Consider the following 13,427-nt stretch of genomic DNA (forward strand, 5'->3'; position numbering starts at 1 on the left):
AGTTACCCCCACAAACTAAGGGTTACCTTACCGCCGGTCAAACTGGTGGCGGCTACAGGCTCTTGGGCGCCTCGCGAACGGCGCGGATCGCCGCCTCGTCACCGTCGAAGTCCACCCGCGCTTCCCGGCCGACCGCGAACAGCAGCAACTCCTCGGGCGGCCCGGTCACCGTCACCGCTGGCCCGCGTCCGGCGATCAGCACCGTCTTGCCGTCCGTGGTGCGCAGCGCGACCCGTCCGGGAACCTTCGCCAACGTCAACCGGCCCATCAGCGACAGGTTGCGCCGCAACCTGGCCGCCAGCTCGGGATCGAGTTCGCGGGGCTCCCAGCCCGGCCGGGCGCGGCGCACGTCCTCGTGGTGGATGAACATCTCACCGACGTTGGCCACCGGATCGAGCAACTTGAACGGCGAGTAGGGCGGCGGACCGGAAGCGACCTTGTCCACCAGGTCTTCCCAGTCGGTCTCCGCAGCGACCTTGTTCTGCAGTCGTTCGGTGTGACCGGCGAAGAACGGAATCAGGATTCCGGGTCCGGCGTCCGGACGGTACTCCCTAATCACCAGGTGCGCGGCCAGATCCCGGGTGGTCCAGCCTTCGCATAAGGTGGGCGCTTCGGGTCCGGCTGCGAGAATGGTTTCCACCAGAGCGGCACGCTCACGTCGTGCGACGGACAAATCGCCCTCCCTCGAAGTCGATGCAGGAGCAAAGATCTGTGCGGGCGGAGGGACTCGAACCCACACGCTCTCTCGAGCACCGGCACCTAAAGCCGGCATGTCTGCCAATTTCATCACGCCCGCGCGCCTTGCCGATGGTACCGCTCCGGCTACCCGACGGAGCCGTCGGCGGGGCGCCGCGCGGTACCGTCATGTTGTGTCCACCCAGGCTCCTCGACGACGCCGCCACCGGCCCGCGCTGATCGCTCTGGTGATCCTCGCGGCCTGTGCCTGCCTGGCGCTGGGCTGGTGGCAGTGGACCAGGTTCCAGTCGGTGTCGGGCGGCTACCAGAACCTCGGCTACGCGCTGCAATGGCCGCTGTTCGCCTGGTTCTGGGTCTATGCGTACCGCAACTTCGTCCGGTACGAGGACACGCCGCCGGAGCCGCGCCACACGGCTAACGAGATACCTCCCGGGCTGCTGCCCGAACGCCCGAAGCCGCCACCGCCACCGTCTGACGATCCCGCGTTGCGCGAATACAACGCCTACCTGGCCGAACTCGCCAAGAACGACGCCGAAAAACAGAACAGGACAACCGCATGAGCAACCCCGACACAGAACGCGGCACCTCGGTGTTCCCCGTCGAGAAGATCCGCACCGCGCTGACCGCGTACCGGATCATGGCGTGGATCACCGGCATCTGGCTGATCGCACTGTGCGGCGAGATCGTCTCGCATCTGGTGTTCGATCGCGAGATCCGCTGGATCGAGGTCGTGCACGGCTGGATGTACTTCGTCTACATGCTGGCGGCGTTCAATCTCGCCATCAAGGTCCGTTGGCCGATCGGAAAGACGGTCGGCGTGCTGCTCGCCGGCACCATCCCGATCCTGGGGATCGTCGTCGAGCAACGCCAGACCCGCGACATCAAAGCGCAGTTCGCGCTCTGAGCGCGCTCAGCCCGGCAGCCTACGCAACGCGGGCAACAGCAAAGCCAGCGCGCGGCCGCGGTGCGATACCGCGTCCTTTTCAGCCGGACTGAGTTGCGCGGCGGTGCGCCCGCCCGAACCGTCGGGGACGAACACCGGGTCGTAGCCGAACCCGCCGTCGCCGTGCGGCTCCCGGGCGATGGACCCGGACCACTCCCCGCGCACCACCACCTCGTCGGCGTCCGAGACCAGCGCGCAGGCTGAGACGAAGGCCGCTGCGCGCCGCCCGTCGGGCACGTCACGAAGCTGGGCCAGCAGCAACGCGGTGTTGGCGGAGTCGTCGCCGTGCTTGCCCGACCAGCGCGCCGACAGCACCCCCGGCATCCCGTTCAGCGCGGCGACTTCCAACCCGGAGTCGTCGGCGACGCTGGGCAGGCCGGTCGCGGCGAACGCATCGCGGGCCTTGGCCAGCGCGTTGTCCTCGAAGGTGGCACCGGTCTCGGGTGCTTCGTCGAACGGCGGCACGTCGTCCAGCGACATCAGCGTCACCCCGGACAGCCCGGCTCCGTCCAGCACCCGTTGCAGTTCGGCCAGCTTCTTGCGGTTGCGGCTGGCGACCAGCAACCCGCTCAGCTTCCGAACGCCTTCGGCTGCGACGACCCTTCGGGGAGCACACCGGGATACGGCTGCGCCAGGGCCTCACGCTGCGCGGCGAACAGCGAGTCGCAGGCGCCCAGCGCCATGTCCAGCAGCTTGTCCAGGGTCGAGCGCGGGAACGTCGCACCCTCGCCGGTGCCTTGCACCTCGACCAACGTCCCAGTGTCGGTGGCGACCACGTTCATGTCGACTTCGGCCCGTGAGTCCTCTTCGTAAGGCAGGTCGACGCGCACCCGACCGTCGACCACCCCGACGCTCACCGCCGCGATCGCGCATGACAGCGGCCTCGGGTCGGACAACTTCCCGTGCGCGGACAGGTAGGTGACCGCGTCGGCCAACGCCACGTAGGCGCCGGTGATCGCCGCCGTGCGGGTGCCGCCGTCGGCCTGCAACACGTCGCAGTCGACGGCGATGGTGTTCTCGCCCAGCGCCGCCAGGTCGATGCACGCGCGCAGTGACCTACCGACCAGCCGACTGATCTCCTGGGTCCTGCCGCCGATCCGTCCCTTGACCGATTCGCGGTCGGAGCGGGTGTGAGTCGCCGAGGGCAGCATCGCGTATTCGGCGGTAAGCCAACCCAGACCGGATCCTCGGCGCCACCGCGGCACGCCCTCGGTGACGCTGGCCGTGCACAAGACCTTGGTCTGGCCGAATTCGATCAACACCGAGCCCGCAGGATTCTCGGTGAAACCCCTGGTGATGACAACCGGGCGGAGCTCGTCGTCGAGGCGGCCGTCTTCTCGTTTGGACACGACGCCCACCCTAGCCGTCGCGTCGACGCGCTAGCCGGTCCGGCGGATTTCGAACGTCTCGCCGGGCACCACGGCATGCACCGGCCCGTCGAACTCGGCCTTGGCTTCGCTGATCACGTCCTCGCGCGACGTCCACGGCGGGATATCCGTCAACAGCAACTCGCGGACACCGGCCCGCGCCGCCGCCCGGCCCGCCTCGGTCCCGGACAGATGCAGATCCGGTGGGTGTTTGGGCGAGTGCGTCCAGGACGCCTCGCAGAGGAAGACGTCGGCGCCGCGCGCCAGTTCGACGAGCTGGTCGCATTCACCGGTGTCACCGCTGTACACCAGCGATGCTCCGGAAGGATCGGTGAAGCGCAGACCGAACGACTCGGTGGGGTGCGCCACCAGCCGAGGTGTGATCGTGAGCGCGCCGATGGTCACCGATTCGCGGTCGACCCAGTGGCGGACATCGAAAATGTCCGAGCAGTCGTCGATCTCGCCGCCGTACGGCGAGGACGCCGCGCCCAGCCGCGACCAGGTGTCGCTCGGCCCGTAGAGCAGCGCTTTGCCGGCGGGACGTGACGTCGGATGGTAGCGACGCCACACGAACAAGCCCGGCAGATCCAGGCAGTGGTCGGCATGCAGATGCGACAACAACACGTGCACTGAGCTGGGATCGGCGTGGCGCTGCAGGGCGCCGAGTACACCTCCGCCGAAGTCGATGACCAGCGGTGGGGTATCCGGAGCCCGAAGTAGATAGCCCGACGCGGGCGAATCCGGACCCACGACGCTACCGGAGCATCCGAGCACGGTTAATCGCACGGACACCACTGTGCCATGCCCACTACCACGATGGGGAAAACATCGCCGCATTCAAAGGTCGGAGTCGCCTGCACAGCTAATGGACGTGGGTGTGACGGACGGGCTCGACACCTGTGACAGCCGGACCCAGAAACCGCGCCGCCAGTCTGGTGAAGGACTCCGGGTCACCGGTGGCTTCGAACACCCGGGTTGCGGACGACCCGTCGTGCGGGTGCAGCAGGTCGGTTTCGGTGAGCACGCGAAGCACCTGTTTGGCGGTCTCCTCGGCGCTGGAGACCAGCGTGACGTCCTCCCCCATCACCAATTGGATCAGTCCCGACAGCAACGGGTAGTGCGTGCACCCGAGTACTAGCGTGTCGACCCCGGCGCGCTGCAGCGGTTCCAGATAACCCTCGGCAAGGCCGAGTACCTGACGTCCGCTGGTGACCCCGCGCTCGACGAAGTCGACGAACCGCGGGCAGGCCACCGCGGTGATCTCGGTGTCGCGGGCCGCGGCGAACGCATCCTGATAGGCGTGCGACGCGATGGTTGCCCGGGTGCCGATCACCCCGATGCGGCCGTTGCGGGTTGCGGCGACCGCGCGCCGCACCGCGGGAAGGATCACTTCGACGACGGGCACGTCGTAGCGTTCCCGCGCGTCGCGCAGGCATGCCGCCGACGCGGAGTTGCAGGCGATGACCAGAACCTTGACGCCGCGGCTGACCAAGTCGTCCCCGATGGCCAGCGCGTGCGCGCGGATCTCGGGGATGGCCAGCGGCCCGTAGGGACCGTTGCCGGTGTCACCGACGTAGACGATGTCCTCGTCGGGCAATTGGTCGATGATCGCGCGGGCGACGGTCAGTCCGCCCACGCCGGAGTCGAAGATCCCGACGGGTGACAGCGGTGAACTCATGGCTTGACGTGCGGCGTTCGCTTGCGCTCGCGGGCTCTGCGCTCCGGAGACGACAACAGGTACGCCGCGACCACCCCGGCGATGGCGCCGCACAGGTGTCCCTGCCACGAGACGCCGGGGGTGCCGGGCAGCACGCCGAGCAGGACGCCGCCGTAGATGAACATCACGATGATGCCGACGACGATCTCCCACACCTTGCGCGTGAAGAACCCGAACAGGATCAGGAACGCCAGCCAGCCGAAGATGAGGCCCGACGCGCCGATGTGGTTGGTCTCGCACCGCACACCGACATACGGGCAGTGCGCGCCCACATTGCCGATCAGCCACGTGCCGAAGCCACCGAGGATCCAGATGATGGCCGTGGCGAAGATGAACCGCGACAGGCCCGCCAGCGTCATCAGGAAACCGAGCACCAGCGCCGGAATGGTGTTGGCGATCAGGTGATCCCAGTTCGAATGGAGTAGGGGCGCGACGAGGATGCCTCGCAACCCGTCAGCCTCGAGCGGCCGGATGCCGTTGGAGTCGAGGCGATGATTGCTCAGGCTGTCCCAGAGCTCGATGAGCCAGAGCAACGCGACGAAGGTGAGGATTGTGGCTCCCCCGACCACCCATCGGGGCTTTTTCTCCTGCGTCGCAGGTGTGCGTGACCTCAAGCCCATGGCTGCCCTTCCGGAGCGTTTTCGGCATCAACCAGGCTACCGGGGCGGTCGCCGATCGGGATTCTGCCGACACCGATCACTTCCCGAACGCCCCGGGCACCACGTCACGGTAAGCCGGTATTCCGGCCACCGACCGGGCGGCGAGCACCCCGCTGAGCACCGCACGCGCCAGGCAGTCGGCCGCCGCGGCACCCACCGCGGTGAGTAGCCCGGTCTCCGGAGACATCGCGGCGGGGGTATTGGCCGACGGCGGCACCTCGATGGCGCCGGTGGCCAGCGCGAAGACCGTGTCGCCGTCCAGTGGGGTATGCGCCGGACGCAGGGCGCGTGCCAGGCCGTCGTGCGCCGCGATCGCCATCCGCCGGCACGCGGCCGGGCTCAGTGCCGCGTCGGTTGCGACGACGGCGATCGTCGTGTTCAGGTCGCTCAACGGCGACGGCAGCTGCGCCAGCGCGTCGATCTCTGCGGGCGGCGGGGGCGTCAGACCGAACTCGCCGATCAGCTCGGCCATCCAGGGCAGACCGGTGCTCGGGTCGACGGCGTCGCCGGCGGCGTTGACCACCACCAGCGCACCGACCGTCACACCGGACGGCAAGGTGAGCGACGCGGTTCCCACGCCGCCTTTGAGCACGCCCGCCCGTGCGCCCACCCCGGCACCGACCGTCCCGACCGGCACCTCGTCCGAGGCGGCTTCGCATGCGGCATAACCGAATTCGGCTGTCGGTCGGCACCCCCAACCGCCCACCGGCAGGTCGAAGATCACCGCGCCCGGCACGATCGGCACGACGCCGCCCTCCATGGCGACGCCACGCTGCTGTTCCTCCAGCCAGCGCATCACGCCGTCGGCGGCGGCCAGCCCGTAGGCGCTGCCACCGGTCAACAGCACCGCGTCCACGTAGCGCACGCTGTTGATCGGGTCGAGCAGATCGGTCTCCCGCGTCCCCGGCGCACCGCCCCGGCAATCGACGGCTCCGACGGTGCCCGGCGGCGGCAACACCACCGTCGTGCCGCACGCCCACCCGGCACCCAGCGAGGCATCGGGGTCCAGCCGGTGGTGGTGTCCGACGCGGATGCCACCGACATCGGTGATGGAGTTCATTGCGCGGCCAACAAGGTCATCTGGACCCCATCAGCACCAGGACCAGGTACTCCTGCAAGACCGTCAGCCATTGGTAGACATCGAAATGCGCCGCCAGCGGATGGTCGGCCGGCAGCCGTTCGGGGCCCTGCGGACCGATCTCGAGCATGACCCCGAGGGTCAACCGCAGGTCGTTGACAGCCGAGACCCATGCGTTGGCGCTCTCTTCGGTGAGCTCCAGGCGACCGCCGTTGGCCGGCACCGTATCCAACAACTGTTGGGCGGCACTACGTTTGGCGTCGATGATGTCGGGCTCGTGCAGACTCCTCAGCGCCGAGTTGAGCGCCTCGGACCCTTCCAGGGTCAGCGGATCCGCGTCGTCGCTTCGATAGAAATCGGGGAGCAGCCGCCCCAGCGTGGGGTCCCCGGGACGCTGGGAATGCCCCGTCTTGATCCCGGTGATCTCCTCGAGTTCGTCGGACGGCGAGGTCGACTGGCGCTCGTCGAGCAAGCCGATCATCGCGCCGACCAGATTCTGCAGCAGGGCCGCGTCATGCGGGGCGAGGGACGACCTGAAACGGGGACCGTTGCGCGTCTCCACGCGCTTCCATTTGCGCACGATGAATACCGGAGAGCTCGGATCTCAGCGGTCCTGCTGCATGGTCGCCCACAAACCGGCGGCATGCAGCTTGGACACGTCGACTTCCATGGACTCGCGGCTGCCCGAGGACACCACCGCCTTGCCTTCGTTGTGCACCTGCAGCATCAGCTTGGTGGCGTGCGGCTCGCTGTAGCCGAACAACTTCTGGAATACATACGTCACGTACGTCATCAAATTGACGGGGTCGTCCCAGACGATGGTCACCCAGGGGCTCGTCGTAGCCTCGACCGGAGCGGATTCGCGTTGCCCCGTGCTGCCCGGCTTGGCCGGCGCTATCGCTACAACCATGGGGCCAAGAATACCGAGCGCGCGTCGAGTGGTCAGCCGATACCGTTAGCGAGGTGAACGCCCGTGACTGAAGCGGCATCGGCTGGGCTGCTGACCGACAAGTACGAACTGACCATGTTGGCCGCGTCTCTGCGCGACGGCACCGCCCGGCGACGGACCAGTTGGGACCTGTTCGCCCGGCGTCTCCCGCCGGGGCGCCGCTACGGGGTGGTCGCCGGAACCGGCCGGCTGCTGGAAGCCTTGTCGCAGTTCAGGTTCGACGATGCCGCGTGCGAGCTGCTGGCCCAGTTCTTGGATTCCGACACGATCGCCTATCTGCGGGATTTCCGGTTCGGCGGTGACATCGACGGCTACGCCGAGGGCGAACTGTACTTTCCGAACTCCCCGGTGTTGTCGGTGCACGGCAGCTTCGCCGAGTGCGTGCTGCTGGAAACCCTGGCGCTGTCGATCTTCAATCACGACACGGCGATTGCGTCGGCCGCGGCCCGGATGGTCAGTGCCGCCGGCGATCGCCCGGTGATCGAGATGGGCACCCGCCGTACCCACGAACGCGCCGCCGTGGCGGCAGCGCGCGCCGCCTACCTCGCCGGTTGCGCCGGCACTTCCAACCTCGAGGCCCAGCGGCTCTACGGCGTGCCCGCGGTGGGTACCGCCGCGCACGCGTTCACCATGGTGCACACCTGGGACAGTGGTCCCGACGAGCTCGCCGCGTTCCGCGCACAGGTCGATGCCCTGGGCGTGGACACCACGTTGCTGGTCGACACCTATGACGTGACGACGGGAGTGGCCAACGCCGTGGCTGCCGCCGGCCCGGGCCTCGGGGCGGTGCGCATCGATTCCGGTGATCTTGCCGCGCTGTCGCATCAGGTCCGCGCCCAACTCGACCAACTGGGTGCAACGCAGACCCGCATCGTCCTGACCGGCGATCTCGACGAATTCTCCATCGCCGCTCTGGCGGCCGCGCCGGTGGACCGCTACGGCGTCGGTACCTCGTTGGTGACCGGTTCGGGCGCCCCGACCGCCGGCATGGTTTACAAACTCGTCGAGGTGGACGGCATTCCGGTGCAGAAACGCAGCAGCCAGAAGCAATCACACGGTGGCCGCAAAGCGGCGCTGCGGGTGTCCCGGCCGACCGGCACCATCACCGAAGAGATCGTGCATCCGGCCGGGCGCCCGCCCCGAGTCGAGGAGCCGCACCGGGTACTGACGACGCCGCTGGTGCGCGGCGGTGAGGTGGTCTACGACGGCGATCTGTCGGCGGCGCGCCAGCGGGTGGCGGCGGGATTGCGGAGCCTGCCGTGGGAGGGCCTGAGCCTGTCGGCCGGCGAACCCGCGATCCCGACGCAGATCGTCTCGGCCTGAGCAGTGTCGGAGTCGGTCACTGCGCTGCTGGCCACCGCGGTGGCCGCGCTCGGCGGCAGCGAACGTCGCGGTCAGCAGCAGATGGCCGCCGCGATCGCGCAGGCTTTTGAGACCGGCGAGCACCTGGTGGTGCAGGCCGGCACCGGCACCGGTAAGTCGTTGGCGTACCTGGTTCCCTCGATCCTGCGTGCGGTCAGCGACGACGTGCCCGTGGTGGTGTCGACGGCGACGATTGCGTTGCAGCGCCAACTCGTCGAGCGCGACCTACCCCGGCTGGCCGACTCTCTGGACGACGCGCTGCCGCGACGGCCGACCTTCGCGCTACTGAAGGGCCGTCGAAATTACTTGTGTCTGAACAAGATTCACGGCGGTCAAGGCGACGAGTCGGACGTCCCGCAAGAGGAACTGTTCAACCCGATGACGATCAGCGCGCTGGGCCGTGACGTGCAACGCCTCACCGAATGGGCGACGACCACCGAATCCGGCGACCGCGACGACCTGAAACCCGGTGTGCCGGACCGGTCCTGGTCGCAGGTCAGCGTCTCGGCGCGAGAGTGCATCGGGGTGGCCCGCTGCCCGTTCGGCACCGAGTGCTTCTCCGAACGCGCCCGGGGCCGGGCAGGCAAAGCCGATGTCGTCGTCACCAATCACGCGCTACTGGCCATCGACGCCGTGGCGGACTCGGCCGTGCTGCCCGAGCACGACTTGCTGGTCGTGGACGAGGCGCACGAGTTGGTCGACCGGGTCACGTCGGTGGCCACCGCGGAGTTGACGTCGGCGACGCTGGGCGTGGCCGCGCGGCGCATCGCCCGGTTGGTGGACCCCGAATTGGTGCAGCGTCTGGAAGCCGCGTCGGCGACCTTCTCCTCGGCGATCCACGACGCTCAGCCCGGCCGCATCGACTATCTCGACGACGAACTTGCCACCTACCTGACCGCGCTGCGCGACGCAGCCGCCGCGGCCCGTTCGGCGATCGACGGCACCAGCGACGCCCGGGCGGCCGCCGCGCGCGCGGAAGCGGCCGCCGCGCTGATCGAGATCTCCGACACCGCCGCGCGGATGCTGTCTTCGTTCGGACCCGCCATCCCCGATCGCACCGACATCGTCTGGCTCGACCACGAGGAAAACCGCGGCACACCGCGCGCGGTGTTGCGGGTGGCCCCGCTGTCGGTGGCCGGGCTGCTGGCCGAGCACGTGTTCAGCCGCTCGACGACGGTGTTGACGTCGGCGACGCTGACGGTAGGCGGGGCGTTCGACGCGATGGCGACCGCGTGGGGTCTGAGCGGGGACGAGTCCTGGCGCGGTTTGGACGTCGGATCGCCGTTCCAGCACGCCAAGGCCGGGATTCTCTACATCGCCGCGCATCTCCCGCCGCCGGGTCGCGATTCCACCGGCTCGGCCGAGCAACTCACCGAGATCGCCGAACTCATCACCGCCGCCGGCGGACGCACCCTGGGACTGTTCTCATCGATGCGTGCGGCCCGCGCGACCGCCGAGGCGATGCGCGAGCGGCTGACCACCCCGGTGCTGTGCCAGGGCGACGACAGCACGTCGGCCCTGGTCGAGCAATTCAGCGACGACCCGGCGACCTCGTTGTTCGGCACCCTGTCGCTTTGGCAGGGCGTCGACGTGCCAGGACCGTCGCTGTCATTGGTGCTGATCGACCGGATCCCGTTCCCGCGGCCGGACGACCCGCTGCTCAGCGCCCGCCAGCGCGCCGTGGCCGCCCGCGGTGGAAACGGTTTCATGGCCGTCGCCGCCAGCCACGCGGCGCTGTTGCTGGCGCAGGGGTCGGGACGGCTGCTGCGTCGCGTCGAAGACCGCGGCGTGGTCGCGGTACTGGACTCGCGGATGGCCACCGCCCGCTACGGCGAATACCTGCGCGCCTCGCTGCCCCCGTTCTGGCCGACGACGAACGCCGCCCAGGTCCGCGCGGCCCTCACCCGGTTGGTGGGTAACTCCCCCGCGCGAGCAGACGCAAAAGCACCCGATTTCGGCACGAAATAGGGGCTTTTGCTGGGGGCACCTCCCGCTTGCGGGGGACTGCTCGCCGGCATTAGGCGAGCGTGACGAGACCGAGTTCGCTGCTGTCGGCCAGCATCGGGTGCCGCGGCAGCACCCGCACGGTGTACCCCAGCGCCCCGGCCAGCGGTAGCGGCGTCGTCGTCGAGAACACCTGGTTGCCGCCTTCGGCGCTGCCGGCGTAGGTCATCCCCAGCACGAGCGGATCCTGTAGCTCGTCGGCCGCGTCGACCCTGCCCACCACCGCTTGCACGGCCACTTCGTCGGGTGAGAGGCCGGCCAGTTGCACGGTGGCGGTCAGGGTCAGCTTCGACCCGAGCAGGGGGGTGTCCGGCAGCCCGGTGCTGTCGACGTCGGTGATGTCGATCTCGGGCCAGGCGGCTTCGGCGCGACGACGGTACGCGGCCAGTTCGCGTGCCACATCGAACACCTCGCCACCTTCCGGAGCGGCCACGGTCTTGCGCAGCGACTGCGCCGCCGGCGTGTAGTACTGCTCGACGTAATCGGTGACCATCCGCGAAGCCAGCACTTTCGGTCCGAGCGTCTGCAACGTGTGCCGCACCATCTCGATCCAACGCGGCGGCGTCCCGTGCTCGTCGCGTTCGTAGAACTTCGGCGTCACCGCCTGCTCGAGCAGGTTGTACAGCGCCGTGGCCTCCAGGTCGTCGCGGCGGTGCTCGTCGGCCACTCCGTCGGCCGACGGTATCTCCCAACCGTTTTCGCCGTCGTACCACTCGTCCCACCATCCGTCGCGGATCGACAGATTCAGCCCACCGTTCAGCGCACTCTTCATTCCGGACGTGCCACAGGCCTCCAACGGTCGCAGCGGATTGTTCAGCCAGACGTCACAGCCCCAGTACAGCAACCGGGCCATCGACATGTCGTAGTTGGGCAGGAAGGCGATGCGGTGCCGCACCTCCGGCCGATCGGCGAACCGCACCACCTGCTGGATCAGTGCCTTGCCGCCGTCGTCGGCGGGATGCGACTTACCGGCGACGATCAACTGGATCGGCCGTTCCGGATCGAGCAACAACCGCTCCAGCCGATCCGGGTCGCGCAGCATCAGGGTCAGCCGCTTGTAGGTCGGGACCCGCCTGGCGAACCCCATGGTGAGCACGCTGGGATCGAATGCCGTTGCGATCCAACTCAATTCGGCTTCTGACGCGCCGCGTTCCCGCCATGATTCACGCAGCCGGGCCCGGACGTCCTCGACCAGCAGGGCCCGCAACTGGGAACGGATCGACCACAGATGTCCGGCGTCGACCTGCTGCAACCGCAGCCATACCGCCGGTTCGCGGAACGAATCCGAGCCTGCCAGTTCGCGACCCAGCTGCAGCCACTGCGGCGCCGCCCAGGTGCGCGCGTGCACACCGTTGGTGATCGAGCCGATCGGCACTTCGCCTGGGTCGAATCCTGGCCACAGCTCGTTGAACATCGCCCGACTCACCTGGCCGTGCAGCAGCGAGACACCGTTGGCGCGCTGTGCGAGCCGCAATCCCATGTGCGCCATGTTGAACTTGGTGGGGTCGTCTTCGGCGCCCAGCGCCAGCACACGCGCGGTCGGCACGCCGGGCAACAGCGTTGGGACGCCGTCACGCTCGTCGTCGAAATAGCGTCGCACCAACTCGACCGGGAACCGGTCGATACCCGCCGGCACGGGGGTGTGGGTGGTGAAGACGGTGCTGGCCCGCACCACCGTCAGCGCGGTGTCGTAGTCCAAACCCGAGTCCGTGATGAACTCGCGGATCCGTTCGACGCCGAGGAATCCCGCGTGGCCCTCGTTCATGTGGAACACCTCGGGCGCCGGCAGCCCCTCGATAGCGGTGAATGCGCGAATGGCCCGTACGCCGCCGATGCCGGCCAGCAGTTCCTGCACCATGCGGTGTTCCTGGTCGCCGCCGTACAAACGGTCGGTGACACCGCGCAATTCGTGCTCGTTCTCCGGGACGTCGGAGTCCAGCAGCAGCAGCGGCACCCGACCGACCTGCGCCACCCAGATCCGGGCCCGCAGCTGCGCGGAGTCCGGCAGCGCCAGCTCGACCAGCACCGGATCCCCGGCTGCGTCGGTCAGCAGCCGCAGCGGCAGCCCCTGCGGGTCCAGCGAGGGATAGGTCTCCTGCTGCCAGCCGTCTGCGGTCAGGGACTGGCGGAAATATCCGGAGCGGTAGTAGAGGCCCACCGCGATCAGAGGCAGCCCCAAGTCAGAAGCCGACTTCAGATGGTCGCCGGCGAGTATCCCCAGGCCGCCGGAGTAATTGGGCAAGACCTCGGCCACCCCGAACTCCATCGAGAAGTACGCGATGCCGGTGGGCAGTTGAGCCGCATCCTGCTGCTGGTACCACTGCGGTCGGGTCAGGTAGTCGTCCAAATCGGCTGCGAGCTCGTCGAGCCGGCGCAGAAAGTTTTCGTCGAGCGCCAGTTCGTCCAGGCGCGACGGCTTGACCGCGCCGAGCACCGCGACCGGGTCCTGGCCACATCGGGACCACAACTCGGGGTCGATGGTGGCGAACAGGTCCTGCGTGGGCTTCTCCCAGGACCAGCGCAGGTTGGTCGACAGCTGGTCGAGCGCCGCGAGGCGGTCGGGAAGGTGGGCACGGACGGTAAAGCGGCGGAGTGCTTTCACGCATTTCAACCTTACTGAGGTTTTCGCAGCGTGCAGGATTCCTTCGGGAT

General features: G+C 68.5%; 14 protein-coding genes and 1 tRNA gene. 4 read left to right on the top strand and 11 right to left on the bottom strand.

Annotation, left to right across the window (positions count from 1 at the left end):
• Positions 1-52 precede the first annotated feature (52 nt).
• Together AC5Y47_RS00575 and AC5Y47_RS00580 are read right to left on the bottom strand one after the other, a co-directional pair.
• Positions 53-673, bottom strand: a complete 621-nt coding sequence (locus AC5Y47_RS00575) for a TIGR03085 family metal-binding protein (RefSeq protein ID WP_499941014.1) — start codon at positions 671-673, stop codon at positions 53-55.
• 39 nt (positions 674-712) lie between these two features.
• Positions 713-796: transfer RNA gene (locus tag AC5Y47_RS00580), tRNA-Leu, on the bottom strand.
• A 73-nt stretch (positions 797-869) separates the two neighbouring features.
• Between AC5Y47_RS00580 and AC5Y47_RS00585 the strand changes: the two genes are divergently transcribed.
• Positions 870-1,256 carry a hypothetical protein gene (locus AC5Y47_RS00585; RefSeq protein ID WP_499941016.1) on the top strand — a complete coding sequence of 129 codons (387 nt, stop codon included), beginning with the start codon at positions 870-872 and terminating at the stop codon, positions 1,254-1,256.
• Positions 1,253-1,600: a DUF3817 domain-containing protein gene (locus AC5Y47_RS00590; protein WP_499941018.1), complete on the top strand. Its 348-nt coding sequence runs from the start codon at positions 1,253-1,255 to the stop codon at positions 1,598-1,600. The genes AC5Y47_RS00585 and AC5Y47_RS00590 overlap by 4 nt, the downstream gene beginning before the upstream one ends.
• 6 nt (positions 1,601-1,606) lie before the next feature.
• On the opposite strand, the gene rdgB is transcribed toward AC5Y47_RS00590, so the two are convergent.
• The 8 genes from rdgB to clpS form a co-directional block, all read right to left on the bottom strand.
• The gene (rdgB, locus tag AC5Y47_RS00595; protein WP_499941393.1) at positions 1,607-2,212 is read right to left on the bottom strand and encodes an RdgB/HAM1 family non-canonical purine NTP pyrophosphatase; all 606 of its coding nucleotides are present in this window, start codon (positions 2,210-2,212) and stop codon (positions 1,607-1,609) included.
• Complete coding sequence (rph, locus tag AC5Y47_RS00600) at positions 2,209-2,988, bottom strand: ribonuclease PH (RefSeq protein WP_499941020.1); 780 nt, start codon at positions 2,986-2,988, stop codon at positions 2,209-2,211. Before rph ends, rdgB begins: the two co-directional genes overlap by 4 nt.
• Positions 2,989-3,018: 30 nt before the next feature.
• Positions 3,019-3,798, bottom strand: a complete 780-nt coding sequence (locus tag AC5Y47_RS00605) for a cyclic nucleotide-degrading phosphodiesterase (protein ID WP_499941021.1) — start codon at positions 3,796-3,798, stop codon at positions 3,019-3,021.
• A gap of 70 nt (positions 3,799-3,868) precedes the next feature.
• Complete coding sequence (gene murI, locus AC5Y47_RS00610) at positions 3,869-4,684, bottom strand: glutamate racemase (protein ID WP_499941023.1); 816 nt, start codon at positions 4,682-4,684, stop codon at positions 3,869-3,871.
• A complete protein-coding gene (locus AC5Y47_RS00615) occupies positions 4,681-5,343 on the bottom strand; it encodes a rhomboid family intramembrane serine protease (protein WP_499941025.1) in 663 nt (220 codons plus the stop codon). Before AC5Y47_RS00615 ends, murI begins: the two co-directional genes overlap by 4 nt.
• 76 nt (positions 5,344-5,419) lie before the next feature.
• Positions 5,420-6,442 carry a P1 family peptidase gene (locus AC5Y47_RS00620; protein ID WP_499941027.1) on the bottom strand — a complete coding sequence of 341 codons (1,023 nt, stop codon included), beginning with the start codon at positions 6,440-6,442 and terminating at the stop codon, positions 5,420-5,422.
• A gap of 16 nt (positions 6,443-6,458) precedes the next feature.
• Positions 6,459-7,040 carry an oxidative stress transcriptional regulator AosR gene (aosR, locus tag AC5Y47_RS00625; RefSeq protein WP_499941029.1) on the bottom strand — a complete coding sequence of 194 codons (582 nt, stop codon included), beginning with the start codon at positions 7,038-7,040 and terminating at the stop codon, positions 6,459-6,461.
• A gap of 24 nt (positions 7,041-7,064) precedes the next feature.
• Positions 7,065-7,370: an ATP-dependent Clp protease adapter ClpS gene (gene clpS / locus AC5Y47_RS00630; RefSeq protein WP_055579620.1), complete on the bottom strand. Its 306-nt coding sequence runs from the start codon at positions 7,368-7,370 to the stop codon at positions 7,065-7,067.
• 63 nt (positions 7,371-7,433) lie between these two features.
• On the opposite strand from clpS, the gene AC5Y47_RS00635 reads away from it, so the two are divergent.
• Positions 7,434-8,732, top strand: a complete 1,299-nt coding sequence (locus tag AC5Y47_RS00635) for a nicotinate phosphoribosyltransferase (RefSeq protein WP_499941030.1) — start codon at positions 7,434-7,436, stop codon at positions 8,730-8,732.
• Between the two features lie 3 nt (positions 8,733-8,735).
• The gene (locus tag AC5Y47_RS00640) at positions 8,736-10,739 is read left to right on the top strand and encodes an ATP-dependent DNA helicase (protein ID WP_499941032.1); all 2,004 of its coding nucleotides are present in this window, start codon (positions 8,736-8,738) and stop codon (positions 10,737-10,739) included.
• A gap of 49 nt (positions 10,740-10,788) precedes the next feature.
• Here AC5Y47_RS00640 and glgP read toward each other — a convergent pair whose 3' ends face one another.
• Positions 10,789-13,377: an alpha-glucan family phosphorylase gene (gene glgP, locus AC5Y47_RS00645; protein ID WP_499941033.1), complete on the bottom strand. Its 2,589-nt coding sequence runs from the start codon at positions 13,375-13,377 to the stop codon at positions 10,789-10,791.
• Positions 13,378-13,427 lie beyond the last annotated feature (50 nt).

This window comes from Mycobacterium sp. NGS22 (assembly GCF_059813095.1).